Origin of the sequence: Kangiella profundi (genome assembly GCF_002838765.1) — a bacterium.
In the GTDB taxonomy this organism is placed as follows: Bacteria; Pseudomonadota; Gammaproteobacteria; order Enterobacterales; family Kangiellaceae; genus Kangiella; species Kangiella profundi.
Window position 1 is genome coordinate 904,911 of the sequence record NZ_CP025120.1, and the last position, 23,740, is coordinate 928,650.

Here is a 23,740-nt window from a genome sequence, read left to right on the forward strand (position 1 = left end):
TTTCATGACAGAAAATATCGTTTGGCATCATCATAATGTGACTCATGAAGACCGTTGCAAGCAGAAGAATCAGAAGCCTTGCGTACTTTGGTTTACGGGTCTATCTGGTTCGGGTAAGTCAACAGTGGCCAATGCTGTTGAATCACTATTACTTGAAAATGGTAACCACTCTTATCTTTTAGACGGTGATAACGTTCGCCATGGACTTAATAAAGACTTGTCTTTCAGCGAAGAGGATCGCGTTGAGAACATTCGACGTATTGGGGAAGTGACTAAGCTTTTCACCGATGCTGGTCTTATAGTGTTATCAGCTTTTATTTCGCCCTTTAAACAAGACCGCCAACAAGTCCGTGATTTACATGGAAGTGGTGATTTTATTGAGGTATTTGTTGATACTCCTTTAGAAGTATGTGAGCAAAGAGATCCCAAGGGACTGTATAAAAAAGCACGAGCAGGGGACATCAAGAACTTTACTGGGTTGGACTCTCCTTATGAAGCTCCCGAAGCCCCGGAGATTCATCTCAAAACTGATGAATATTCAATAGACGAGCTGGCACAGCAGGTTCTACAGCATTTAGGAGCTAACGGCTTTATATCCTAAAATAATTGCTTGAACCGCAAAAAGAATATGGTAGAATTCCCGCTCTCAAAATAGTCGCGTAGCTCAGTTGGTTAGAGCACCACCTTGACATGGTGGGGGTCGGTGGTTCGAGTCCACTCGCGACTACCAAATTTAAAAAAGCCGTGCTCGTCACGGTTTTTTTGTACTTGAAAGAAATGGACGAGAACCACCGAAGGTGGTTTGATAAAGTCGTCGGGAGCGACTTTGAACAGACTTTAGTCTGGCCCGAAGGGCGAGAGCAGGACAGCCCAAGTAGTCCACTAGCGATAGTAATTCTTTGCAACCATTTCGGTTATAAAGTGTTTTAAGGTGTCTTTGACTTCTGGAGTTAACTTTAAATTTAAAGTCACTGGATCCCGTGGTTAAACCACGGGATGACGAGTTCCCAGGAAGTTTGATTTAAGTCATTCTAGCCTACATGACTACCAATCTATAAAAGCCTTGCTTGTCACGGTTTTTTTATATTTGAAAGAAATGGAGACTAAAAGAGCAGATTCTGAATTAAATTCAGAATGACATACCTAGAGAGGGTGCGTTACCTGTAAATTAATCGCTGGTTTTGTCTTTAAACTCACACAAGTCTTCAATGATGCAGCTACCGCAGCGGGGCTTTCTAGCTAGGCAGGTATAACGGCCATGAAGGATTAACCAGTGATGGGCGTCGAGTAGGAATTCTTTGGGAACGAACTTCAGGAGCTTTTCTTCAACCTGTCTAACGTTTTTGCCTGGGGCAATTTTGGTTCGGTTTGATACGCGGAATATGTGGGTATCGACTGCCATGGCGGGTTGTCTGAAAGCTGTATTTAGCACAACGTTTGCTGTCTTACGTCCGACGCCAGCCAAGGCTTCAAGGTCTTTACGGTTATCAGGAACTACCGAATCGTGCTTTTCAATCAAATCTTTGCAGCATGAAATCACATTTTTGGCTTTGCTATTAAACAGCCCGATTGTTTTGATGTACTCTTTAAGGCCTTCTTCACCAAGGGCATAAATAGCTTCCGGGGTATTGGCTACCGGAAATAGCTTGCGAGTTGCTTTGTTTACGCCGACGTCTGTTGCCTGTGCAGAAAGGATGACTGCTATTAACAGCTCAAAGGTTGAGTTATACTCGAGTTCGGTTGTTGGGTTTGGGTTATTGTCACGCAGTCGCTCAAAAATCTCCTGGCGCTTAGCTTTATTCATGTCCCAAGGCCTCTTCATTTTTGATTGGTGACGTCTTGGTAGCTTTTGCCCGTTCTGCACGTTTGTTATCAATACCATTTTTGATGGCAATTAAAATTCCAAGACCAACGAAGGCTCCCGGCGGCAGTATGGCAAACAGGAATGTAGAGTCGGTTAGATAGAATGAAATAGTCAAGTCACTGGCCCAGTCACCAAATAGCTGCTCTGCGCCCGAGAACAGGGTACCTTGGCCAATCATTTCACGAAGGGCGCCCAGTGTGCAAAGAACCGCGGTAAAGCCTAATCCTTGCATAACCCCGTCTAGTAACGATGGGAAAAATTTGTTTTTAGAAGCGAAGGCTTCAGCACGACCAATGATGGCACAGTTGGTTACTATCAGAGGAATAAAAATGCCCAGTGTCAGGTATAGCTCATAGGTAAAGGCATTCATGATTAAACCAACATTGGTCACAAAGCTGGCAATCATCATCACGAAAATAGGAATGCGAATTTCTTTAGGAATATAATTGCGAACCAGCGATACGGAAGCATTTGAGCCAGCCAGTACCCAGGTTGTGGCTAAACCAAGGGCTAGACCATTAATGAAGGTGTTGCTGACTGCCAATAGAGGACAAAGGCCCAGCAGTTGAACTAGAGCCGGATTGTTATCCCATAGCCCATTTTTGATGATCGTTTTGTGTTCGGAATTAATCATTAGCTCCTCCACAGTTTTGTGGTCCTTCAAAAAGCTGCTGCTTGTTATCTTCAAAGAACTCTAATGTCGTTGCGACCTGCTGTATAACCGCTCTAGGAGTTATCGTTGCACCGGTAAAGGCATCAAACTGTCCACCATCTTTGCTTACAGCCCAGCCTTCAATCTCTGGATTACTCAACGATTTCCCTTCGAAACCCAAAATCCAGTCGCTTTTCTTGGAGTCGACCTTGTCACCAAGTCCTGGCGTTTCCTTGTGATCCGTTACCCGCACTCCAGCAATGGTGCCATCTTGATAAATACCAACCACCATGGCGATTTTTCCACTGTAACCGTTAGGAGCTATTGATTCCATGACCACAGCAATAGGCTCGCCATCTTTGCGCATACGATAAGCTTTCAGGGGGTTCTTGGAGCCCAGTGTTGTTGCGTCCTGTATTAAAGTACAGTCATGATAAACATCATTATCGTATTCGTTTTCTGATACAAGCTGATTTAAAGTTCGGGCTAAAGCGGCTTCCATTTCACCTGCTATGGTGTCACGGGTAATGTAAAAGGTTACCGCGATAAGACCCACGCAAACTGCCGCAAAGATCGCCAGGATTAACCCGTTCTTGCTGATCATTTTAGTGAGCATCGGTATCCCCCTGCTGACGTTTTACTTTGTGGCCATAGACTTTTGGCTTGGTGTAGTAGTCGAGCATTGGCACTGTCATATTCATAAGCAGAACAGCAAAAGCAATGGCATCAGGGTAGCCGCCGAAGGTCCTGATGATAACGGTAATCACGCCAATTCCCAGGCCAAATATCCAACGACCTTTCGGAGTGGTCGAAGCCGTGACAGGGTCTGTGGCAATAAAGAAAGCGCCAAGCATTGTTGCGCCAGCAAACAGGTGGAAGCTGGGCGAAAGAAAGTGGTCGCTGTTCCCGGCAAATAAAACGAATGACATGGTGACCATGCCCAGCAGAACGCCAGCTGGGATCTGCCAACCGATAACTTTACGGAACATCAAGAATAGGCCGCCAGCGAGAAATCCAATGTTGACCCATTGCCAGCCGGAACCTGATAGACCGCTGATAACGGCGTGTGTTTCAATTTCGGCCAGTCGATAACCTTGAGCTAATTCCGTTTTTACATGATCAAGAGGCGTCGCCATGGTAAATCCATCAACGCCCAATCGAGCTGCAGTAATTGGTTCGCCGCCCATGCTGGTACCGGTGAAAATGTAGGATAGCGCATCAATAAAACCGACCGGATTCTGCGCAAGTTCAGCAGGTGGTAGCCAGGATGTCATTTCAAGGGGAAACGAGATTAGTAGTAGAACATAACCAACCATTGCCGGGTTAAAGAGATTATTACCTAACCCACCATAAACATGTTTTGCAAATACGGTGGCAAAAGCAACACCCACTACCGTCATCCACCAAGGAAGAAGTGGAGGTAAGGCGAGAGCTAACAGCCAGGCTGTTACAAAGGCGCTACCATCAAATAATATGGGTAATACTGGGCGTTGACGAACTTTGAGAATTAAAGCTTCTGTCCCAAGAGCTGTGGTACAGGCCAATATCAGGTTGATGATTACGCCAAATCCAAAGAAGTAAACCAATGCAAATAAGCCCGGGAGCGTAGCAAAGACTACCCACAGCATCAGTTCAGTGACTGATGTTGGTTTCTTAGCAAATGGCGAAGAAATCAGGCTCATGCGTCAGTATCCTTTTGGTCATTGGCTTTGTTATCTGTTTCCGAATCATCCTGTTGTGCTTTCTTGGCTTTTACGCGAGCTAATGCTGCGGCAACCGCTGCTTTTTTAGCATCATCTTCGCCAGCCGCTTCGGCAGCTTTGCGTCTGGCTTCGGCTGCCTTGCGGTGCTTTTCTGCTTTTTCTCTTTTGACTCGCTCCAGTCGCTCCTGTCGTGCTTCATGACGCAGGCGAGCTTTATCAGCTTTGGTCTTTTCAACTTTCTGATTGCGAATGGTCGATTTGGCATAGCGATAGTATTGCACTAATGGGATATCGCTAGGACAGACATAAGCACAGGCGCCACATTCTATGCAGTCAAACAGATCATATTCTTCCGCTTTTTCAAATTCATCAGCTTTAGCATGCCAGTACAGTTGTTGCGGAAGCAGTGAAGCTGGGCAGGCATCCATACATGCTCCACAGCGAATACAGGGCAGAGCGATATGGTCATGTTTAAGTTCTTTGGGCGCTGCCATGATAATGCAGTTGGTTGCTTTGACGATACCGACTTTATGGTTCGGTAATTCAAAACCCATCATGGGGCCACCCATTACCAATACACCAGGATTCGTGGCATTGCAGAATGACATCAAGTGTTCAACCGGTGTGCCAAAAGGTACTTCATAATTACCAGGCTTTTTGCAGGCCTCGCCGGTAAGTGTTACCACTCGTGATATCAGGGGCTTGCCAAACTCGAAAGCTTCATAGATTGCAACACAGGTCGCCACATTGTGCATGACCAGGCCTAAATCAGCTGGTAAACCACCATGTGGAACTTCTTTGCCCGTCAGTAATTGGATAAGTTGCTTTTCGCCACCACTTGGATATTTGGTAGGTACCACTGCAATTTTGACAGTGTCCATTTCTAACTGTTTACGTGCATCAACCAGAGCATCGATCGCGTTGGGCTTATTGTCCTCAACACCCACAATGATTTTGATATCATCGTACAGATGACTAATGATTTGTGCGCCTTTTAAAACGTCTGTCGCCCGCTCCTGGAGCAGGCGATCATCACAGGTAATATATGGCTCACATTCTGCGGCATTGATGATGAGGGTATCAATTCCTGATTCACGCTTAAGCTTAATATGAGTAGGGAATGAGGCACCACCCAGTCCGACAATGCCACTCTCGCAAATGTGAGCGAGCATTTCTGCTCGTTCCAATTCTAGAATATTTTTTTTAGGGAAAAGTTCAATCCATTGATCCTTGCCATCGGTTTCAATGACCACACATAAGTCATCAAGGCCAGATGGATGCGCAATAGGGCGCTTTTCAATTGCTACAACAATTCCTGAGGTTGGTGCATGCTGGAAGGTACTGAAAATACCGTCGCTCTCTGCGATAACCTGTCCCTTTAATACTTTGTCCCCCACATTAACAACGGGTATTGAACGATTTCCGGCTTGTCCCTTGAGGTTGATGACTAATTGTTTAGGTATAGTCATCTCTTGAATTGGTGTCTGATTAGACTCAAGTTTATGTTCCTCGGGGTGAATCCCGCCGTGGAATTCAAAAATCGGAATTTCAGATTTGTAGCCGGAGCGTTCCATCAAGAGCTCTCCTTACTAAAAACCTGTTTAATAGGTATCTGATTTAATTTCATCTGCTCAGGTTGTTGCCATTTCCAGGTCGCAACTGTCTGTGGGATCTCTATCATATCAATACAATCCACTGGGCAAGGCTCTACGCACAAGTCACAGCCGGTACACTCGTCAATTATTACGGTGTGCATTAATTTGGGTGCGCCAAGAATGGCATCGACCGGACATGCTTGAATACATTTGGTGCAACCAATACATTCATCTTCACGAATGTAGGCAACGCGAGGAGGTTTTTCCTCGCCACGTTCTTCATCAAGTGGAATAACTTCTCGTCCGAGCAAATCAGCAAGAGCTTTAACACCAGCTTCTCCGCCTGGTGGACATTTATTTATTTCATCGCCATTGGCTATTGCTTCTGCGTAGGGTTTACAGCCAGGATAGCCACACTGCCCACACTGAGTCTGCGGCAAGATATCGTTGATCTGATCAACGATAGGGTCGCCTTCTACTTTAAATTTTACCGAGGCAAAGCCGAGAATGGCTCCAAAGATAAGGCCAAGCACAGCAAGAATAATAACTGCTACCAGTAAATCCATGGGTTACCTTATAGTTTTACGAGGCCAGAAAAGCCCATGAATGCAAGCGACATAAGTCCAGCAGTGATCATCGCAATAGACGCGCCCTTGAATGGTAGTGGCACATCAGCAGCAGCAAGACGCTCACGCATGGCGGCAAACAAAATAAGTACTAGTGAAAAGCCTACTGCTGCACCAAATCCATAGATTACTGACTGTACGAAATTATGAGCCTCATTAACGTTAAGCAGGGCAACACCTAACACGGCACAGTTGGTTGTTATTAAAGGCAGGAAGATACCCAGTAATCGGTAAAGAATAGGACTGGTTTTGTGAATAATCATTTCAGTCAATTGCACCATAACCGCAATGACCAAAATAAAGGAAAGTGTTTGTAAATATTCCATGCCAAGAGGAGCAAGAATAAAGGTGTTGACGATGTAACTTAGCGCGGAAGCCAGTGTCAGAACAAAGGTGGTTGCCACTGACATACCAATGGCCGTTTCCAGTTTTCCGGAGACACCCATAAATGGGCAAAGCCCAAGGAACTTCACCAGAACAAAATTATTGACCAAAACGGTACCGATAAAGAGCAGCAAATACTCGCCCATCAGCTGATAACACCTTGTTTTTGCGCAATTTTCGCGACGGAGTGAATCGAAACAGGCAATTAGCAAAACTTGCCCTCGAATGACTGCATATTATGAGGGATCGCTGGTTTCTAAACAACCATAGAAAGTTTAAGGGAAATGATGTGGATCAAGGGTATATAGTATGCTTTCGGGTATCCCTGGTGCAGGACATGGCTTGCACCAGCCATGTGTTGGTTCTGTTCTTCCCACATGATCAAGGTCATGCTGTATTAGCCAGACAATTCTTATAATGAATCAATTTCACGAGCTAATACAATTTATGAGTCAACTAACAAATCTCAGTCATCTTTCCTTTGCTGATAAAATAACAGCAACATTGCAACCTAAATTAGCAGCATTATTGGCTCCACAAAAACTGGGTTCTTGTATCAGTTTTGTACCACAAGTGATTAACCGAAAGCTTATAGAGGCAGTTCTGAATCGTGTGCTACAGGAGCAGATTGGAGATGGTGATTTCGACTATCTGACGGGTAAATGGTTATTGGTTGAAATCAGGGATGCTCAATTGTTTACAACGATCGGATTCAGAAATCATCAGTTCGTGTGCCGTCAGGTCGCTCAGGAGTCATCGGATGCTGATGCCCGTTTATCCGTGTTTGCTGCCGATGCGATTGATTTAGTCCAGCAGAATATTGATCCGGATACCTTATTTTTCCAACGTAAGCTGACCATTGGTGGTGATACCGAGTTGGCACACCATGTTAAAAATACTTTGGACACTTTGGAACCAGATACCATTCCAAAATTGATCAAGACAATATTGCAGAAATATCAGGCAATCATCTCAAGACCGGCCATCTGAAACCAGTAGCCATTGCAGTATTCACGTGTGTCATCAGTAAAATCTACTTGAGGCTGGTTGCATGCAATGGCATGGGTTAAAGACTGAATAACCTGCAGGGTAGTGTCAGGCGCTACCGGTACAATCCGTGCATAGTCAATTCCGGCTGCGTGAAGCTTTTGCCAATGATTGAGTAGATTACTGACTTTGCCAGACTGGGTTTGAATCCCATTGATCTGTGCAAAACTGTCGCCTTCACGAGTTCTGACAGGAATGCCTTCGACATCATCTTTGCATTTAAACTGGCAGCGATCTTTCGGCAGATCGTGATGGCGTGCTGTGAAGCAACGCGCCGAATAAGCCAGTGGCATTCGTCCATAGACCTGATACTCCAGTTCGACACCGAGTGCTTTGGCCTGAGGTATTACCGGCTTCAGATCTTCCTGACCAAGCTCAACAGGAATGTTCCATCGGGTCATGCCTAATCTATTGAACAGGCCTAAGGACTGGTTGTTATAGATATTGATGGCATTACCAGCGACAAATGGCCTGCTAGCTTGATTGGCTACCTGTATCGCTGACATGTCATTGGCTTCAACCAGGAAGTCACCTTGCTGGACAATTTTTTTCAGGTAGTTCAATTCTGACTCTGCTTCGAGCAAGGTCATGGTTGAAAGAACCACTTGCTTATCTTTGCTGGCTAACAGGCTTCCAATCTCTATCCAGTCTTGCATTGTCATGCTTCGACGTTTAGAGCAAACGGTTTCGCCAAGATAGACGGTATCAATATCGGTATCAGCAACTTGCAGGTAAAAGTCCTGATAGGCTTGTTTGGTCCAGAAATAAGGGACGGCTGCGAGTGATGTTTTCATAATGGCTATTGCCAGCAACGTTCATAGGCGCCAATTGTTGTCTGGCGACCTTCTGAAAGTGCGGTGAGTTTCTGTTTATCCTGTTCGGTGGGTTGCGCTGAGTTTTTGAGAGCTGAGTCAATCGCCTTGCGCCAGACATTGGCCACAGTTTCAATGTAGGCTGGACTGCGCTGGCGACCTTCTATTTTTATCGCGACGACGCCAGCCTGATGAAGTTCTGGCAAAATATCCATGGTATTTAAACTGGTCGGTTCTTCCAGGGCGTACTCGATATTGCCCTCAACATCAAAACGGCCCTTGCATAATGTCGGGTAGCCTGCATTTTCGCTTTCTTCAAATTGGTCAATCAGCAGGTTGTTTAATCGACTCTTTAACACGCCATCTTTTTCTTCCCAACGTACATGAGAAGAGGGCGAGCAGACGCCTTGTGTGTTGGGCGATTCTCCGGTCAGATAGGAAGATAAGTAGCAACGGCCTTCAGCCATGATGCAAAGACTGCCAAAGCCAAATACTTCAATTTCCACCGGTGATTTTTGTGCTAACTGAGTGACCTGCTTTAAGGATAAAACGCGCGGTAAAACGGCGCGCTTTATGCCAAAATTCTGATGATAAAAATTCAGTGATTCAAGATTGGTTGCTGAGGCCTGCACGGACAAATGGATTGGAAATTCATCAGATCTAGTACGTATATAGTCCATGACGCCAGTATCTGCAACGATCAGACTATCAATACCAATCCCCATCGCCATATCGACACTTGATGCCCATGTTTTCCAACCTTGCTCTCTAGGATAGGTATTGATGGCACAGTAGACTTTACAATGGTTTCTATGCGCGTATTCGATGCCTTTGTGCAGATGCTTTTCGCTAAAGTTAAGACCAGAAAAGTGGCGAGCGTTGGTTTCATTTTTGAAGCCTATGTATACTGCATCAGCACCTTGATCAACTGCTTTGATTAATGAAGGATAATTACCTGCGGGGCATACTAATTCCATGAGACTCTTACCCTGCCTGTTTTGTATTTTTGAGCAGCTGAAGATTCAGGCTGGCATTGAATATGGCGCGGAAAATACAGATCAGATCCAACTGATGATAAAGAGTAGGGTTTCTGGAACAGATACTGTTGATTATTTGTCGCTCACGCTCCGGACAGTGCAGCGGCAAACCTAGCTCGCCTTTAATATCGGAAATTGTATCGATAACTTGAGAGCGTTGCTTTAGAAGACTCAACAGCTGTTCATCAATGGTATCTATCTGTGAGCGTAATTGATCAAGTGGCATCATGGTATTTCTCCCCGGCACTTTAAAAGCTATAGGCATAACTCATTCATGGGCACATTCTAGGTGTAGCTTTAGTTAAAGCCCTTGATATGAATCAAACAAAAGGAGATGTTTTTATTCTGATTGAATTGGTAGCTTTGAGCGTAACTCATCAAGCTCAAGTCTCATTATAGAGTGAGTAAAGGACATAGCCTTCGACTTTGTTTCAATTTGGTTTACACTGACCGCAACTTTGAATGAATTTAATTGTGATTACTATGATTCGTCTAGTTCTTCATACCTTCATTAGCCTACTTGTGACTTTGACGGTGAGCTTCTCAGCCTATGCCAGTTCAGAAAGTAGGGAAGCCCCCGCCATTATTGATTACCAAAGCATCCATCATCCGGTGGTGGCAGAAAAAGGCATGGTGGTGTCGCAGCAATATATAGCCAGTCGTGTTGGTCGCGACATTTTGCGTAAAGGTGGCAATGCTGTGGATGCTGCGGTGGCTACGTCGTTAGCTTTGGCGGTAGTTCTGCCACGTGCTGGTAATTTGGGAGGTGGCGGTTTCATGCTGGTTCACCTTGCCGAGACAGGCGAAACCGTGGCAATCGATTATCGTGAAATGGCTCCTGCTAAAGCTCACCGTAATCTGTTTCTGAATGCTGATGGCAGTGTGAATCCCATAAAAGCTCGTTTTAGCCATTTGTCGGCAGGCGTACCGGGCACCGTTGCAGGTATGGAGTTAGCTCTGAAACAATACGGAACTATGGAGTGGAAAGATGTTATTCAGCCGGCAATTGATTTGGCAGAGAATGGCTTTGAGGTGACTTGGGACCTGTCCAATAATCTGGAGCGCCGTAGTAGCCGTATGCTCAATGAAGCGACTCGCAAGGCTTTTTATAAAAAAGATGGTTCTACCTATCAAGCAGGGGAAATCTTTAAGCAACCTGATTTGGCCTGGTCGTTAAAACAATTACAGAAGCATGGCTCAAAAGCATTTTATAAAGGAGAAATTGCCAAGCGGATCGCTGCCGATATGGACAAGCATGGTGGCCTGATTACTATGGAAGATCTGGCTAATTATAAGCCGGTTGTGCGTAAGCCATTAATTGGTGACTACCGTGGCCATCAGATCGTGACCATGCCTCCATCGAGTTCGGGTGGTGTGCACTTGATTCAAATGCTGAATATTCTTGAGCATTTTCCTCTTAAAGATATGGGCTCTAACTCGGCCAATTCCATTCATGTGATGACAGAAAGCATGAAGCGAGCTTATGCTGATCGTAGCAAGCATCTTGGCGATACCGATTTTTACGATGTCCCTATCGAATGGCTGACCAGCAAAGAGTATGCAAGTAAGCTGGCTAAGACCATAAAGCTCGATAAAGTCACGCCTTCAAGTGCCATAGAGGCGGGTACAAAGCCAAAATATGAAAGTCCTGATACCACACATTTTTCGGTAGTCGATCAGTGGGGTAATGCAGTTTCTAACACCTACACTCTCAACTTTTCATATGGTTCTGGGATAGTTGCTGCTGGCACCGGAATTTTGCTAAACAACGAAATGGATGACTTCTCGGCTAAGCCTGGTACTCCCAATGCCTATGGTCTGATTGGTGGTGAAGCCAACGCAATCGAAGCTCATAAACGCCCCTTGAGCTCTATGACCCCTACGATGGTTTTCAAAGATGGCAAAGTAAAGCTTGTCACTGGCAGTCCCGGCGGCAGTAGAATCATTACCACAGTACTCCAAATGGTGGTGAATGTTATCGACCATGAGATGAATGTGGCAGAAGCAACTCACACGGCAAGGTTCCACCATCAATGGCTACCTGATCGGTTGTTTGTTGAGCCTGCGATTAATCATGACACACGTGAATTACTGAAAGCCAAAGGCTATGAGTTGTATGACTCAAGTACAATGGGCAGCACTCAGTCAATCCAGGTTGAAGACTATATTTACGGTTCTGCGGATCCGCGCCGACCAAACGCAGAAGCAGCGGGGTATTAAGCCGGACTTTTTGAGTTGTTTATCGATTTAAAAAGTGGTTTTGAATTTAAAAAGAAAAGGCGAGCTCAGCTCGCCTTTTTTTGTGACCGGTATTTAAGCTTTATCAGTTTTATCAGAAGTGTCAGAACTGTCATCACCTAAAGTTGGCTCTACCGGAGTTGCCATTTTCTTTTCAGAGGGCTTTGCAGCGGCATTTTGATGAGCTGGCTTATTGCCGCTTTGTGCCTGTTTATTTTGCCAAAACTTGAAACCAAACCATGTGCCCAGCCCTACTGCAAAAATAGCAATAAATACCCAGACAATGGTTTTTACGCCAGCGAGGAATCCTGCGGTATCACCATCGAACAGTAGGACGACAGAGTTAAGCACCAAGGGTGAATAGGTTTCAGCATAATCCACTGGATGTCCAGGCGTTAATGCTCCTGCGAAAATAATAGATGCAACTAACCATTTGATAGAAAAGTGCCATTTCCGGATGGCGTACCAGATGATGGCAACCATCAATATGACCAAAGCGATGTAGAGCGCCCAGGTTGAGCCATAACTCGCAAAGGTGGTGACCACTTCTTGAGTGTTACCTGTTTGCAATGTTTCTGTTGCTGCTACTGTCATGAGTATTTCCTGTTATTTTCTAAGCTGCTTTACTTGCTAATTATTTTACTCGCATGCCTGGTTGTGCGCCTTCATCTGGGTTAAGAATCCACAGATCTTTGCCACCTGGTCCTGCTGCCAGTACCATGCCTTCTGACAGACCAAACTTCATCTTGCGTGGCGCAAGATTTGCAACCATGACGGTTAACTTACCCTCAAGAGTTGCTGGATCGTAGGCCGCTTTAATGCCGGCAAAAACTTGTTTGGTGACACCGTTACCTAAATCTAGTTGTAGTTTTAGCAGTTTGTCTGCACCTTCAACATGTTCGGCTTTTGCAATTTTAGCGATGCGCAAATCAATTTTGTCAAAGTCACCAAACTGAATTTCTTCTTTTATTGGATCATCTAATTGAGCTTCAGGTTTTGCTTCAGCTTCTAAGTCTTCTTTTGAATCTTCAATCATAGCTTCGACCTGTTTCATATCGATGCGTTGCATCATCGGTTTGAATTTATTGATTTCATGTCCGGTTAAAACTTCTTGAGCGCTTGCCCAGTTCAGGCTATCCAGCTTTAGAAAGTCCTGTACTTTGTCAGCCAATTCAGGCAATACCGGTGCCAAATAGGTACTTAGGATTTTGAACATATTGATGCCAAGGCTACAGACCTGATGAGCTCTTTCTTTGGTGTCATCATTCTTGGCCAGTTTCCAAGGCTCTTCATTAGCAATATAAGCATTGGCCTTGTCGGCAAGAGCCATAATCTGTTTTACGGCACGACCAAAATCACGGTTTTCGTAATGTTTGGCTAATTCTTCGGAGGCCTCAGTAAATTCTTTTATCAGCTGCGGCTCAATAACGCTGTCGCTGAGTTTGCCGTCAAATTGTTTGGTGATAAATCCGGCACAGCGGCTGGCGATATTAACCAGCTTTCCGACCAGATCCGAATTAACGCGCTGGACAAAGTCCTCTAGATTGAGATCGAAGTCATCAATGCGGTTCGATAATTTCGCCGCATAGTAATAACGCAAAAACTCTGGGCGGAAATGGTTCAGGTAAGTACGGGCCTTGATGAAGGTGCCTTTTGACTTAGACATTTTTTGGCCATTGACGGTTACGAAACCATGAGCCCAGACAGCGCTTGGAGTACGGTAACCTGAACCCTCAAGCACTGACGGCCAGAATAGGGTATGGAAATAGATAATATCTTTACCAATGAAGTGATAAACCTCTGCGTCGCTGTCTTTGCCCCAGAAATCATCAAAGTTCAAATCATCACGCTTGTCGCACAGATTCTTGAAACTGGCCATGTAACCAATCGGTGCATCCAACCATACGTAGAAGTATTTGCCTTTCTCACCCGGAATTTCCCAACCGAAATAGGGCGCATCGCGAGAAATATCCCATTGGCGTAGGTCGTCCAGCCATTCGTTCATTTTGTTCTGAACTTCTGGCTGAACATGGCTTTCGGTTCCTAGCCATTCACGTAAAAATCCTTCGAAGCCTTTAAGATCGAAGAAGAAGTGCTCAGATTCTTTTAAAATTGGAGTGGCACCAGATACTGCTGACTTTGGATTCTTTAGTTCTGTTGGACTGTAAGTTGCGCCACAGGAGTCGCAGTTGTCGCCGTATTGATCTTCTGAGCCACATTTGGGGCAGGTACCTTTGACAAAACGATCTGGCAGGAACATTTCCTTTTCAGGGTCGAATAACTGATTGATGGTTTTGGAGCTGATATGACCATTCTCTTTCAGCTTCAGATAAATGCCCTGGGTCAGCTCTTTGGACTCTGGGCTATGAGTGCTATGGAAATTATCAAAACCAATTAGACAGTCTGCAAAATCCTGGGCGTGAGCCTGATGACTTTCTTTGATGAAGTCTTCGGGAGTTTTGCCTTCTTTTTGTGCACGCAACATGACAGGCGTACCGTGAGTGTCGTCAGCGCAGACGTAAATACACTGATGGCCACGAGATTTTTGGAAGCGTACCCAGATGTCAGTTTGCACATATTCCAGCAAGTGGCCAATGTGAATATCGCCATTGGCATAAGGAAGGGCGCTGGTAACAAGAATTTTGCGTTGTGAGCTCATATTAAAATAGAGTCCTGAAATTGGTTTTGTGATTTCTTACTTAGCCGTGAATACTACTTGTTTTGGGTCAAATTTTCATTAACTAATTCGCTCAAATGTCATGTTGTGGCTTGGTTTTCGGCCCTAAAAGACTTAGACTTTGAGCCACTTTTTTAAATAAGCCGGACAGATTAGCACAATGCTCACTGAACAGCAGATCCACGACGCTCTGAGCCAGTTTGAGCTCAGCCAATTGAATACTGACCTTATCAGCGCCAAAGCCATTAAGAAGATTGAGGTTGAAGGCAACACTATCAGTTTGTCACTCAAATTTGGTTTCCCGCTGGGTGATTATCAGCAACAGCTTGAACAGGAAGTTAGCGAATTCCTGAAATCTCAATTTCCTGAAGCTGAGGTTGCTATCAAGAGTTCGTGGCGCGTAGAAGCTCATGCTCATCCTGCTAAAGTACAGGCAATGCCTGATATTAAAAATATCATTGCTGTGGCTTCGGGTAAGGGTGGTGTCGGTAAATCCACCACTTCGGTGAATTTAGCGCTGGCTTTAAGTCATTTAGGGGCTAATGTCGGCATTTTAGATGCCGACATTTATGGCCCCAGCATTCCGATCATGCTCGGACTGCAGGGTAAACACCCAGAAAGTACTGATAAAAAGACGATCCTGCCTGTTGAGAATCATGGTTTGCAATCCATGTCTATTGGTTATCTGGTCAAGCCTGAGCAGGCAATGGTCTGGCGCGGACCTATGGCCAGTGGTGCGTTACAGCAGTTGATTAATGACACTCAATGGCGCGACCTGGACTATCTCATTATAGACTTACCGCCTGGCACTGGTGATATTCAGCTTACTATGGCGCAGAAGATACCTGTTACAGCGGCTGTGGTGGTTACGACCCCACAGGATATTGCGCTGGCAGATGCGCGCAAAGCGGTGACCATGTTTAATAAGGTGTCAGTACCTGTCCTTGGCGTGATTGAAAACATGGCTATGCACACCTGTTCAAACTGCGGTCATCAGGAGCATATCTTTGGAGCAGGTGGTGGCGATAAGCTGGCACAAGAAATTGGCGTTGAGCTTTTGGGTAGTTTGCCACTCGCTTTATCCATCCGAGAGCAGGCGGATAGCGGTCAACCGACCGTCGCTACAGACCCATCGAGCACGGAAAGTCACCTGTATCTTGACATAGCGCAACGCATTGCTGCTAAATTGTCGCTACAAGAGAAAGAGTTTAGAGCAGATTTTCCGACCATCACTATTGATAACAACTGATGATATTCGAATAAGCCAATGTCAAAAGAACACGGCTAAGAATTAGTACTTAAAGAGAAACGACTATGACAATTAAAGCAGACAAGTGGATCCGCAGAATGGCGGAAAATGAGGGAATGATTGAGCCGTTTGAGCCTGGTCAGGTACGTTACAATGGCGACCACCGCATCGTGTCTTACGGAACGTCAAGTTATGGCTATGACGTGCGCTGTTCTGATGAGTTCAAGATTTTCACTAATATTAACTCAGCGATTGTTGACCCCAAGGCTTTTGACGAAAACAGCTTTGTTGATGTCAAAAGCGATGTCTGTATTATTCCACCCAATTCTTTTGCGCTGGCGCGGACCATTGAATATTTCCGTATCCCTCGCAATGTGTTGACGGTGTGTCTCGGTAAATCGACTTATGCACGTTGCGGTATTATCGTTAACGTAACACCACTTGAACCAGAGTGGGAAGGGCATGTCACACTAGAGTTCTCAAACACTACGCCGTTACCGGCAAAAATTTATGCCAATGAAGGTGTCGCCCAGATGTTGTTCTATGAGTCAGACGAAGTGTGTGAAACATCCTACAAGGATCGTGGGGGTAAATATCAGGGGCAGCGTGGAGTTACACTGCCTAAAACATAGAGTTAGATTTAAATACGAAAAAGCCAAAGATTGAATGTCTTTGGCTTTTTTTGTGTGTGTGATAAGTTATCTACTGTTGTGTATAGACTTTTAAAATTGGGTAATGGTGGTTGCCAAAACTCAAGGTTAAGGTTTGTGTTTCCCGGCCTTTGAAAGTGATCTTTGTTTCAATAGGACTTAACCGATCACCATTGGCAAATAATGCCATAATTTGTTCGCTGACAAATATTCGGTTACCGCTCGAACGGTTAGTCAGTGTGACAGTAACTCGTCGATCACCCTGTTCATTGCTCATGGTTACGTAATTAACCACTTCAAAGTCGCTAATGTCAGGGTAGGTGTTTTCATCATTGGGAAATTGAAAATCAATGTCCTGAGTAATGGCTTTATCAATGCTTAGAGCATCGTTTTTGTTGTAGTTACTTGCGACTGCAGAGTAGCAAGACGCCATGGCTAGTAAGCCTATTAAAAGTTCTTTTTTTAACATTGCTTTTCCTTAAAACTATTCCTTAAAGTTTCCAGTCAGTCGCAACCAGTTTCGCTTCCTCTTCACCGTCTTTGATTCGTTGGATTTGTACCAATAGCATGTCATGGTCTATTGCAAACCAGAAATTGGTGATACGTGTTCCTTCTTTTTCAACCAGCTGTAACTTAGCCGTACGTATCTCGCCTTGCTTGAGTTTGAGGGTTTCTTCACCCATCACTTTAAAGTCATGATGGCGAATGCCCCCTCTATAGCTGATATCAATGGGCTGCAAGGGTATTTGTGCCATCAGGTTTTCTCGGACGGCTAATACTTCTGTTAGTGGGTCAAGTAAGCCTTCTTGAAGTTGCATGTCCCACTTTTTACCTTCGTACGAGCCTTGCTCACGCATGGCATCCCAGTCAAATTTTTGAATCAAGGTTCTATCCGAACGAAAGCTGGTGTCAGCCAGGCTTTGATAATGAATGGGTCGAATAATGCCGTCTACAACCTCAAAGCGGCTGGTTTCTCTGCGCTTGTCAGACAACAGATAGTAGCTTATTTTTGACTCCATAGAGGATTGCCACTGACCATTACTCAGTTGTTCTAAAGTACGCTTGGCTGTGCCGAGTTTATCACCATCATGAATGACATCGTATTGGATAGAGTAGGGTTTGATAGCTTTAAGTTCCGTCTGAGTTGATTCTGTCAGGGGGTCAGCCGTTGCTGTTGAAATAAAGGAAATGAACAGGAATAACAGCGCGCCTGATATAAGCGCACTGAAAGAATTATTAAATAGAGATGACTTGGTTATCCAGCCAGGCTTTGCCATCCTTGAATTGCACGCGCCCGTTACAGAGCCAGCTGACCACTTCGGGGTATAGCTTATGCTCTTGCTGCTGAATTTTTTGCTGTAAACTTTCTTCTGTATCATCTGCTGTAACATGTATGCTCCGTTGTGCAATGATGGGGCCTCCATCCAATTCGGCCGTCACAAAGTGTACACTGGTTCCGTGCTCTTTATCACCATTTTCCAGTACTCGTCTGTGGGTATTGAGTCCTGGGTATTTAGGTAATAAAGACGGATGGATGTTAAGCATTTTGCCCAGGTAATGCTGAACAAACTCTGAACTAAGGATACGCATAAATCCTGCCAGCACAAGTACATCGGGCTGATACTGGTCGATAGTTTGGGAAAGGGCCTGTTCAAAATCAGCGCGACTGGTAAATTTGGTGTGATCGACAGTTATTGCAGGGATGCCGGCCTTTTCAGCTCGTTCAAGGCCGAAAACGCCGGGTCTGTTACTGATTACTGCAGATATGCGGCCTTCGATAGCGCCGTTCTTGACGCTATCTATGATGGCCTGAAGATTACTTCCGTTGCCGGAAATGAGAACAACGATGTTCGACATGGCTACGAACTGGTTTAAAGAACAACTTGTTCTTCATCACCATCGCGAGCCGCGATATAACCGATGTTGTAAACGGTTTCACCTAGAGTTTGTAACAGGTCAGATGCTCTTTCCGCATTTTCCTTGCTAACCACCAAGACCATACCGATACCGCAGTTGAAGGTACGATGCATTTCATGGCGATCAACGTTACCCTCTGTCTGAAGCCATTGGAAAACTTTAGGCATTTGCCATGCACTAGTGTTGATCATGGCTTTACTGTTCTTAGGCATAACACGAGGTAAGTTTTCCTGTAGACCACCGCCAGTAATATGGGAGATGGCTTTAACTTCTACTTCCTTGAATAGGCGTAGCAAAGGCTTTACGTATATACGGGTTGGCTCAAGCAGTGTTTCGCCCAAGGTTTTGCCGTTTTCAAATTCCGCATTGACGTCTGCACCGCTGACTTCAAGGATTTTACGAATCAATGAATAACCGTTTGAGTGTGGGCCACTTGATGCAAGACCTAGCAGAACATCACCAGATTTAACCTTGCTGCCATCAATGATTTTTTTCTTATCAACGATACCAACACAGAATCCAGCCAAATCATAGTCATCGCCTTCATACATGCCAGGCATTTCTGCGGTTTCGCCACCGATAAGAGAACAACCAGATTGTTCGCAACCATTAGCAATGCCTGTGACCACATCTGCTGCAATATCTACGTCCAATTTGCCGGTAGCATAGTAATCAAGGAAGAATAGCGGTTCCGCACCCTGAACAACCAGGTCATTGACGCACATGGCAACCAGGTCGATTCCCACGGTATCGTGCTTTTTAAGATTCAAAGCAAGACGTAGTTTTGTGCCTACGCCATCGGTACCCGCAACAAGTGCCGGTTCTTCATAACCTGAGGGCAAATCGAATAATGCACCAAAGCCACCAATACTTCCCATCACTTCAGGACGGTATGTTTTCTTACAGACGTCTTTAATTCGGTCTACTAAGGCGTTACCTGCATCAATGTCCACACCTGCGTCTTTGTAGCTCAGGGATTTTTTGTCGCTCATTTGAATTCCTAGATAAAAGTTGGCTCGGGTCATTAGACCCCGTCAAAAATTGCGCTAATTTTACTAGATGCGGCTATTGATAGAAAGGAGTGGTCTTGAAAAAAGCACTAACTTAATGGCTAACAGGCAAAGAAAAAGCGGCCGAAGCCGCTTTTTGATAGTTGAACTACTTAGTTTTGTGGATCTGGGGTGATGGTCAGTTCAACGCGACGATTTTTCGCGCGGCCTGCCTCAGTTTCATTTGGAGCAACTGGGTAACGCTCACCATAACCTACTACGCGTAGGCGGTTATTGGGAATTTCGCGCTGACGTAGGTAAGAAGCTACGCTATTAGCGCGTTTTTCAGATAGCTCCTGATTGTAAGAATCACTACCCACAGAGTCAGTAAAGCCTGCAACTTCAAGGTTTGTGTCTTTAAATTTATACAAAACCTTAGATACAGAGTCTAAAACAGGGTAAAAATCACTATCAATCGCATAGCGGTCAGTCTGGAACGTAATGTCACCAGGCATGATTAGGTGAATCTGATCGCCATCACGCTGTACACCAACACCAGTACCTGCCAGCTCTTCGCGAAGCTCAGCTTCCTGGCTATCCATATAAGCACCGATACCGGCACCAATTGCACCACAGCCTAAAGCTGCATTACGGGCACTTTTACTGTCGCGGGTTGCACCTATCAGGCCACAGGTAATGGCACCAATAGCTCCATATTTAACCGTATTGCTGGTTTTTTCTTCACCTGTATATGGGTCAAAGGTTGTACAGCCTGCACCAATTGCTGCTGCCACAATTGCAGCCGTTACTGTTTTCATAAAAGGGGTCGAAATTTTCATGTTAGATTCTCCTCGGGTTCCCCAAAAACATAAATTCATCATAGATCATCAGAATGAATACTAACTGAATTAACAGTGACTTATTAGCGTATCTTTGTATTTTATGTAAAACAAAGAAGGTTGTGTGAATTGTTCCTCAATATTGCCAATAAAGCGCCTTATTTTAAGGCATAAATAGCCGGTAAGTTTCGCCATAAGCCTTTGAAATCCATGCCACAACCAAATATATAGCGGTCAGGAACGGTTAATCCGGCAAAGTCAGGGGCAAATCCGGATAAAGGCTTTCTGGTGTGTTCTTTATCAACCAGTACCGCGCATTGCAGGCTTCTGGGTTTGAGAGTAAGGCATTCATTGGCAATTGCTTCCAGAGTAATGCCCTCATCAAAAATATCATCAAGCAGCATGACGTGATGATTATGGATCTCTTCGGCTTTCGGTTTGACCAGCCATTGCAATTTCTGTCCCTGAGTTTTGTCGCCATATCGAGTGGCGTGTAAGTAGCTTACGGATACAGGAATAGTTAACAGGCGTAAAAGCTGTCCAGCGAAGTAGAGGCCGCCATTCATGATGCAAAAAATATGTAATGGTGCAGAATAGTCCTGAGTATTTATCTGTTGAGCAAGTTTATTGATAGACTCGTCAACCCTTTGTTCGCTGACAATGATTTCGGCTTGCTCAAAAATATTTTCTGGGTAAGGGGTAGAGTGTTTGTCGCTGTCCGTTTGAACTTGCTTGCTTTGGATATTGTTATCTTTCGCCATGATTAAGGCTATGCCTGAGTGTGAAGTGTATGAACTGGGGATATTATAGGTAACTGCAAGTGAGCAATCCATTGCAAAAAAGTGACTTGGCCTGAACTATTAACAGACTGTAACGGCTATCTGGGCTAATTGCCTGGCGTGATTAGTAAAAACTGATAAAATGCCCCCATTGTTGGGAAATAACCCTATTGCCTGTTTTTCTATAGATATATTTATTGAATCAGGTAACGAAAAGATAATTAAAACAGGAACTTAGATTCATGAGACGTCTTTTAAAACAAAGTTCTTTCTTCGCATTGTTAATGACAAGCTTATTTATCCACCCTGCACAGGCTGAGCGAATTGCTGATCTCTACTCTGCCAGCTGGCCCGTTGAAAGCCAGTCTACAACTGTTCGTCAGAAAGCAATGACTAATGCTTTTGCGGAAGTCCTGATTCGCGTTAGCGGTAGTAAAGATGTTGTTTATAATTCAGAGATTCAGGCTGCTTTGCCAAATGCACAAAACTACATGCGCCAATATTCCTACAAGCGACTAAGTGCGGCTGAGCAGATGGTTTACGAAAAGCCTTTATTGCTGGTTGCGACATTCGACAGTCAGGCAGTGAAGAAAATTTTGCAGGACGCTTCTCAGCCTGTCTGGTCTGAAAATAGGCCATCCGGAGCTTTCTGGATTGCAATTGAAGAAAATGGAAGCCGCAGGGTAGCAACTGATGCAAATGATGCGGTGGCGATTTCCTTAAATCGTGCCGCCAGTCGTCGTGGACTTCCTGTTATATTGCCATTGATGGATCTGGAAGATAAGTCGCAAGTTACGGTTGGTGATATCTGGGGCCGTTTTACTGGGCCAATCAAAAGGGCGTCTGAGCGTTACAATGCGGATTATGTAGTTACTGGTCAGCTATCACAGAGTGGGGAACAGTGGTTTGGCCGTTGGTCTATGGAGCTGGGTGGCTCAGTTGAAAATATTTCCAGTACCGCTGCCAGTAAACAGCAGCTTGTGGCTGATCTTGTAGATCAGGTTGCTGATAAACTGGCTTCACGTTTGGCGGTGGTATTCTCGGGTGAGGTATTAGCGGTCGAAATCTATGTGGATAATATTCATGATCTTGAGGCGTATGCTGGTGTTCGTAACTACCTTGCAAACTTGGGAATGACGGAGTCAGTGAAGGTTCTACAGGTTAAGGCTGATGCGGTTCTGTTCGAAGTAAAAGTGTTAACTTCACCACAAAACTTGATTGATGCCATCAATATAGGGAATAATCTGCGTCGCATCCCAACTGACCAGGGATTAAATGGGCGATATAGTTTTAGCTGGCGAGGTTAGACAGTCGTTCAGCTATAATAAATAGAAAGGGAAATGCAATAAAAAACATGAGCTTAAGTATACTGCCAAATATCATTACTATCATGCGGATAATTCTGATTATTCCGTTTGCTTACTATGTGATGGTCGAACAGTATGCGCTTGCTTTGATTATTTTCCTTATTGCAGGCCTGTCTGACGGACTTGATGGTTTGCTGGCGAAGCGTTTTCGTTGGCAAAGTCGCTTTGGCTCTATCACTGATCCACTTGCAGATAAGTTATTATTATTGGTAGCGCTTCTACTGTTAGTGGTTAAGGGGCATATCTCGTGGACCTTGTTCTGGGTTTCAACTGCAAGAGACGTGATTATTGTTGGTGGTGCTACTAGCTACCATTACCTTGTTGGCCCCTATGAGATGCAACCCTCACTGATTTCTAAGTGGAATACCGCGTTATTGATTTTGCTTGTGCTGTTGGTGCTTTTAACTGTTGCGGGTTGGTATCCGGTTCCTGAGTTACTTTTGCAAGGTTTAGAAATAACAGTGATATTGACCTGTATCATCAGTGGCCTACATTACATCTGGCTGGGTGTCGTTAATTACAAGTCAGTGAAAAATCAAGCAAAGTCACATTCGAGCCCGCAATCGCACTCAAGCTCAGACTCGACTGAGCCACCAGAACAATAAGCGACACTAATCATTTCATGCAGCAACTACCTCTCGATATTGAGCTTCACTCTGACGCAACCTTTGCAAATTTTGTGGAGGGCGAAAATCAGCTTTTGCTGCAAAAGCTCGATAGCATATGTCAGGGGGACAATGACTTCATCTATATCTACTCCGAAAAGGGTCACGGCCGTAGTCATCTGTTGCAGGCACTCACTCACGCTTTTTCAGAACAAAACCCAGACAAACTTATCGCTTATTTGCCTTTAGATAACAGCATGTTGCATCCTCAAATGTTAGATGGGTTAGTGGCTTTTGACTGTGTCTCGCTTGATGGAGTTGATGAAGTCATAGGGGAGCTTGAATGGCAAACGGCAATTTTCAATCTTTACAATCAGCTGAAAGAACAGGGCAAAAGCCTGCTAATCACCGGGTTATTGGCTCCATCGCAGATGAAAATCGAGCTTCAGGATCTTAAATCCAGGCTATCAGCCATGTTTATCTATAATATCAAGCCGCTAAACGATGAAGAAAAAAGGATCCTATTACAAAAGAAGGCCCAAGAGAGAGGACTGGAGCTTGGGACTGATGTTGCTCAATATTTGCTGGCTCGCCAGCAACGGGATTTGCCCACATTGCTGGAAATTTTAGATAAGTTGGATCAGGCTTCTCTTCAGGCCAAGCGTAAGCTGACGATTCCTTTCATCAAAGAAGTCCTTGATTTGTAAAGG

At 44.7% G+C, this 23,740-nt stretch carries 26 protein-coding genes and 1 tRNA gene; 9 read left to right on the forward strand and 18 right to left on the reverse strand.

Annotated features, from left to right (window positions below; all coding sequences use genetic code 11):
* The first annotated feature begins 4 nt into the window (after nt 1–4).
* Together cysC and CW740_RS04315 are read left to right on the forward strand one after the other, a co-directional pair.
* Nucleotides 5–601 (forward strand): adenylyl-sulfate kinase, encoded by a 597-nt coding sequence (gene cysC / locus CW740_RS04310; RefSeq protein ID WP_106646385.1) that lies wholly within the window; start codon nt 5–7, stop codon nt 599–601.
* A 52-nt stretch (nt 602–653) separates the two neighbouring features.
* Nucleotides 654–730 (forward strand) — tRNA-Val (locus CW740_RS04315).
* A 438-nt stretch (nt 731–1,168) separates the two neighbouring features.
* Here CW740_RS04315 and nth read toward each other — a convergent pair.
* Genes nth through rsxA form a run of 7 tightly spaced genes read right to left on the reverse strand, consistent with a single transcriptional unit; the run spans nt 1,169 to nt 6,970 of the window.
* Nucleotides 1,169–1,804, reverse strand: coding sequence for an endonuclease III (gene nth, locus CW740_RS04325; RefSeq protein ID WP_106646387.1), 636 nt, complete (start codon nt 1,802–1,804; stop codon nt 1,169–1,171).
* Nucleotides 1,797–2,498: an electron transport complex subunit E gene (locus tag CW740_RS04330; RefSeq protein WP_106646388.1), complete on the reverse strand. Its 702-nt coding sequence runs from the start codon at nt 2,496–2,498 to the stop codon at nt 1,797–1,799. The genes nth and CW740_RS04330 overlap by 8 nt, the downstream gene beginning before the upstream one ends.
* Nucleotides 2,491–3,132, reverse strand: a complete 642-nt coding sequence (gene rsxG / locus CW740_RS04335; protein WP_106646389.1) for an electron transport complex subunit RsxG — start codon at nt 3,130–3,132, stop codon at nt 2,491–2,493. Before rsxG ends, CW740_RS04330 begins: the two co-directional genes overlap by 8 nt.
* Complete coding sequence (gene rsxD, locus CW740_RS04340) at nt 3,122–4,198, reverse strand: electron transport complex subunit RsxD (protein ID WP_106646390.1); 1,077 nt, start codon at nt 4,196–4,198, stop codon at nt 3,122–3,124. The genes rsxG and rsxD overlap by 11 nt, the downstream gene beginning before the upstream one ends.
* Entirely contained in the window at nt 4,195–5,793 is a 1,599-nt protein-coding gene (gene rsxC / locus CW740_RS04345) for an electron transport complex subunit RsxC (RefSeq protein WP_106646391.1), read from the reverse strand. The genes rsxD and rsxC overlap by 4 nt, the downstream gene beginning before the upstream one ends.
* Entirely contained in the window at nt 5,793–6,380 is a 588-nt protein-coding gene (rsxB, locus tag CW740_RS04350) for an electron transport complex subunit RsxB (protein ID WP_106646392.1), read from the reverse strand. Before rsxB ends, rsxC begins: the two co-directional genes overlap by 1 nt.
* An 8-nt stretch (nt 6,381–6,388) precedes the next feature.
* A complete protein-coding gene (rsxA, locus tag CW740_RS04355; protein ID WP_018625604.1) occupies nt 6,389–6,970 on the reverse strand; it encodes an electron transport complex subunit RsxA in 582 nt (193 codons plus the stop codon).
* A 301-nt stretch (nt 6,971–7,271) separates the two neighbouring features.
* On the opposite strand from rsxA, the gene ubiT reads away from it, so the two are divergent.
* Complete coding sequence (ubiT, locus tag CW740_RS04365; RefSeq protein WP_227523894.1) at nt 7,272–7,814, forward strand: ubiquinone anaerobic biosynthesis accessory factor UbiT; 543 nt, start codon at nt 7,272–7,274, stop codon at nt 7,812–7,814.
* Here ubiT and CW740_RS04370 read toward each other — a convergent pair.
* The 3 genes from CW740_RS04370 to CW740_RS04380 are packed head-to-tail and all read right to left on the reverse strand — an operon-like array spanning nt 7,784 to nt 9,985.
* Nucleotides 7,784–8,665 carry a U32 family peptidase gene (locus tag CW740_RS04370; RefSeq protein WP_106646395.1) on the reverse strand — a complete coding sequence of 294 codons (882 nt, stop codon included), beginning with the start codon at nt 8,663–8,665 and terminating at the stop codon, nt 7,784–7,786. The genes ubiT and CW740_RS04370 overlap by 31 nt on opposite strands.
* 5 nt (nt 8,666–8,670) lie before the next feature.
* On the reverse strand, nt 8,671–9,660 hold the full coding sequence (gene ubiU / locus CW740_RS04375; RefSeq protein ID WP_106646396.1) for a ubiquinone anaerobic biosynthesis protein UbiU: 990 nt from the start codon (nt 9,658–9,660) through the stop codon (nt 8,671–8,673).
* A gap of 7 nt (nt 9,661–9,667) precedes the next feature.
* Nucleotides 9,668–9,985, reverse strand: coding sequence for a chorismate mutase (locus CW740_RS04380; RefSeq protein ID WP_227523895.1), 318 nt, complete (start codon nt 9,983–9,985; stop codon nt 9,668–9,670).
* 197 nt (nt 9,986–10,182) lie between these two features.
* Here CW740_RS04380 and ggt point away from each other — a divergent pair, with 197 nt between their 5' ends.
* Nucleotides 10,183–11,940, forward strand: coding sequence for a gamma-glutamyltransferase (gene ggt / locus CW740_RS04385; RefSeq protein ID WP_227523896.1), 1,758 nt, complete (start codon nt 10,183–10,185; stop codon nt 11,938–11,940).
* A gap of 93 nt (nt 11,941–12,033) precedes the next feature.
* On the opposite strand, the gene CW740_RS04390 is transcribed toward ggt, so the two are convergent.
* Both CW740_RS04390 and metG read right to left on the reverse strand, forming a co-directional pair.
* On the reverse strand, nt 12,034–12,552 hold the full coding sequence (locus CW740_RS04390) for a hypothetical protein (protein WP_106646398.1): 519 nt from the start codon (nt 12,550–12,552) through the stop codon (nt 12,034–12,036).
* Between the two features lie 40 nt (nt 12,553–12,592).
* Nucleotides 12,593–14,617, reverse strand: a complete 2,025-nt coding sequence (metG, locus tag CW740_RS04395; protein WP_106646399.1) for a methionine--tRNA ligase — start codon at nt 14,615–14,617, stop codon at nt 12,593–12,595.
* A gap of 178 nt (nt 14,618–14,795) precedes the next feature.
* Here metG and apbC point away from each other — a divergent pair, with 178 nt between their 5' ends.
* On the forward strand, nt 14,796–15,884 hold the full coding sequence (gene apbC / locus CW740_RS04400) for an iron-sulfur cluster carrier protein ApbC (RefSeq protein ID WP_106646400.1): 1,089 nt from the start codon (nt 14,796–14,798) through the stop codon (nt 15,882–15,884).
* Nucleotides 15,885–15,949: 65 nt separating this feature from the next.
* On the forward strand, nt 15,950–16,516 hold the full coding sequence (gene dcd, locus CW740_RS04405; RefSeq protein WP_018625615.1) for a dCTP deaminase: 567 nt from the start codon (nt 15,950–15,952) through the stop codon (nt 16,514–16,516).
* Between the two features lie 70 nt (nt 16,517–16,586).
* On the opposite strand, the gene CW740_RS04410 is transcribed toward dcd, so the two are convergent.
* From CW740_RS04410 to CW740_RS04435, 6 genes are all read right to left on the reverse strand, one after another.
* Nucleotides 16,587–17,003: a hypothetical protein gene (locus CW740_RS04410; protein ID WP_106646401.1), complete on the reverse strand. Its 417-nt coding sequence runs from the start codon at nt 17,001–17,003 to the stop codon at nt 16,587–16,589.
* Between the two features lie 22 nt (nt 17,004–17,025).
* Nucleotides 17,026–17,811 (reverse strand): DUF3108 domain-containing protein, encoded by a 786-nt coding sequence (locus CW740_RS04415; RefSeq protein ID WP_106646402.1) that lies wholly within the window; start codon nt 17,809–17,811, stop codon nt 17,026–17,028.
* The gene (gene purN / locus CW740_RS04420; protein WP_106646403.1) at nt 17,771–18,391 is read right to left on the reverse strand and encodes a phosphoribosylglycinamide formyltransferase; all 621 of its coding nucleotides are present in this window, start codon (nt 18,389–18,391) and stop codon (nt 17,771–17,773) included. The genes CW740_RS04415 and purN overlap by 41 nt, the downstream gene beginning before the upstream one ends.
* 14 nt (nt 18,392–18,405) lie before the next feature.
* A complete protein-coding gene (gene purM / locus CW740_RS04425) occupies nt 18,406–19,443 on the reverse strand; it encodes a phosphoribosylformylglycinamidine cyclo-ligase (protein WP_106646404.1) in 1,038 nt (345 codons plus the stop codon).
* A 170-nt stretch (nt 19,444–19,613) separates the two neighbouring features.
* Nucleotides 19,614–20,279 (reverse strand): OmpA family protein, encoded by a 666-nt coding sequence (locus CW740_RS04430; RefSeq protein ID WP_106646405.1) that lies wholly within the window; start codon nt 20,277–20,279, stop codon nt 19,614–19,616.
* Nucleotides 20,280–20,437: 158 nt separating this feature from the next.
* On the reverse strand, nt 20,438–21,040 hold the full coding sequence (locus tag CW740_RS04435; RefSeq protein ID WP_106646406.1) for a hypoxanthine-guanine phosphoribosyltransferase: 603 nt from the start codon (nt 21,038–21,040) through the stop codon (nt 20,438–20,440).
* Between the two features lie 260 nt (nt 21,041–21,300).
* Here CW740_RS04435 and CW740_RS04440 point away from each other — a divergent pair, with 260 nt between their 5' ends.
* From CW740_RS04440 to hda, 3 genes are read left to right on the forward strand one after another with little or no spacing between them, the layout of a single operon-like run.
* A complete protein-coding gene (locus CW740_RS04440) occupies nt 21,301–22,365 on the forward strand; it encodes a DUF2066 domain-containing protein (protein WP_106646407.1) in 1,065 nt (354 codons plus the stop codon).
* 47 nt (nt 22,366–22,412) lie between these two features.
* The gene (locus tag CW740_RS04445; protein ID WP_106646408.1) at nt 22,413–23,030 is read left to right on the forward strand and encodes a CDP-alcohol phosphatidyltransferase family protein; all 618 of its coding nucleotides are present in this window, start codon (nt 22,413–22,415) and stop codon (nt 23,028–23,030) included.
* A 17-nt stretch (nt 23,031–23,047) separates the two neighbouring features.
* Nucleotides 23,048–23,737, forward strand: a complete 690-nt coding sequence (gene hda / locus CW740_RS04450; protein WP_106646409.1) for a DnaA regulatory inactivator Hda — start codon at nt 23,048–23,050, stop codon at nt 23,735–23,737.
* The last annotated feature ends 3 nt before the right edge of the window (nt 23,738–23,740 follow it).

Bases quoted from the DNA above. Each gene is read 5' to 3' on its own strand.
- cysC (WP_106646385.1), top strand. From the start codon at position 5: ATGACAGAAAATATCGTTTGGCATCATCATAATGTGACTCATGAAGAC.
- nth (WP_106646387.1), bottom strand. From the start codon at position 1,804: ATGAATAAAGCTAAGCGCCAGGAGATTTTTGAGCGACTGCGTGACAAT.
- CW740_RS04330 (WP_106646388.1), bottom strand. From the start codon at position 2,498: ATGATTAATTCCGAACACAAAACGATCATCAAAAATGGGCTATGGGAT.
- rsxG (WP_106646389.1), bottom strand. From the start codon at position 3,132: ATGCTCACTAAAATGATCAGCAAGAACGGGTTAATCCTGGCGATCTTT.
- rsxD (WP_106646390.1), bottom strand. From the start codon at position 4,198: ATGAGCCTGATTTCTTCGCCATTTGCTAAGAAACCAACATCAGTCACT.
- rsxC (WP_106646391.1), bottom strand. From the start codon at position 5,793: ATGGAACGCTCCGGCTACAAATCTGAAATTCCGATTTTTGAATTCCAC.
- rsxB (WP_106646392.1), bottom strand. From the start codon at position 6,380: ATGGATTTACTGGTAGCAGTTATTATTCTTGCTGTGCTTGGCCTTATC.
- rsxA (WP_018625604.1), bottom strand. From the start codon at position 6,970: ATGGGCGAGTATTTGCTGCTCTTTATCGGTACCGTTTTGGTCAATAAT.
- ubiT (WP_227523894.1), top strand. From the start codon at position 7,272: ATGAGTCAACTAACAAATCTCAGTCATCTTTCCTTTGCTGATAAAATA.
- CW740_RS04370 (WP_106646395.1), bottom strand. From the start codon at position 8,665: ATGAAAACATCACTCGCAGCCGTCCCTTATTTCTGGACCAAACAAGCC.
- ubiU (WP_106646396.1), bottom strand. From the start codon at position 9,660: ATGGAATTAGTATGCCCCGCAGGTAATTATCCTTCATTAATCAAAGCA.
- CW740_RS04380 (WP_227523895.1), bottom strand. From the start codon at position 9,985: ATGCCTATAGCTTTTAAAGTGCCGGGGAGAAATACCATGATGCCACTT.
- ggt (WP_227523896.1), top strand. From the start codon at position 10,183: ATGAATTTAATTGTGATTACTATGATTCGTCTAGTTCTTCATACCTTC.
- CW740_RS04390 (WP_106646398.1), bottom strand. From the start codon at position 12,552: ATGACAGTAGCAGCAACAGAAACATTGCAAACAGGTAACACTCAAGAA.
- metG (WP_106646399.1), bottom strand. From the start codon at position 14,617: ATGAGCTCACAACGCAAAATTCTTGTTACCAGCGCCCTTCCTTATGCC.
- apbC (WP_106646400.1), top strand. From the start codon at position 14,796: ATGCTCACTGAACAGCAGATCCACGACGCTCTGAGCCAGTTTGAGCTC.
- dcd (WP_018625615.1), top strand. From the start codon at position 15,950: ATGACAATTAAAGCAGACAAGTGGATCCGCAGAATGGCGGAAAATGAG.
- CW740_RS04410 (WP_106646401.1), bottom strand. From the start codon at position 17,003: ATGTTAAAAAAAGAACTTTTAATAGGCTTACTAGCCATGGCGTCTTGC.
- CW740_RS04415 (WP_106646402.1), bottom strand. From the start codon at position 17,811: ATGGCAAAGCCTGGCTGGATAACCAAGTCATCTCTATTTAATAATTCT.
- purN (WP_106646403.1), bottom strand. From the start codon at position 18,391: ATGTCGAACATCGTTGTTCTCATTTCCGGCAACGGAAGTAATCTTCAG.
- purM (WP_106646404.1), bottom strand. From the start codon at position 19,443: ATGAGCGACAAAAAATCCCTGAGCTACAAAGACGCAGGTGTGGACATT.
- CW740_RS04430 (WP_106646405.1), bottom strand. From the start codon at position 20,279: ATGAAAATTTCGACCCCTTTTATGAAAACAGTAACGGCTGCAATTGTG.
- CW740_RS04435 (WP_106646406.1), bottom strand. From the start codon at position 21,040: ATGGCGAAAGATAACAATATCCAAAGCAAGCAAGTTCAAACGGACAGC.
- CW740_RS04440 (WP_106646407.1), top strand. From the start codon at position 21,301: ATGAGACGTCTTTTAAAACAAAGTTCTTTCTTCGCATTGTTAATGACA.
- CW740_RS04445 (WP_106646408.1), top strand. From the start codon at position 22,413: ATGAGCTTAAGTATACTGCCAAATATCATTACTATCATGCGGATAATT.
- hda (WP_106646409.1), top strand. From the start codon at position 23,048: ATGCAGCAACTACCTCTCGATATTGAGCTTCACTCTGACGCAACCTTT.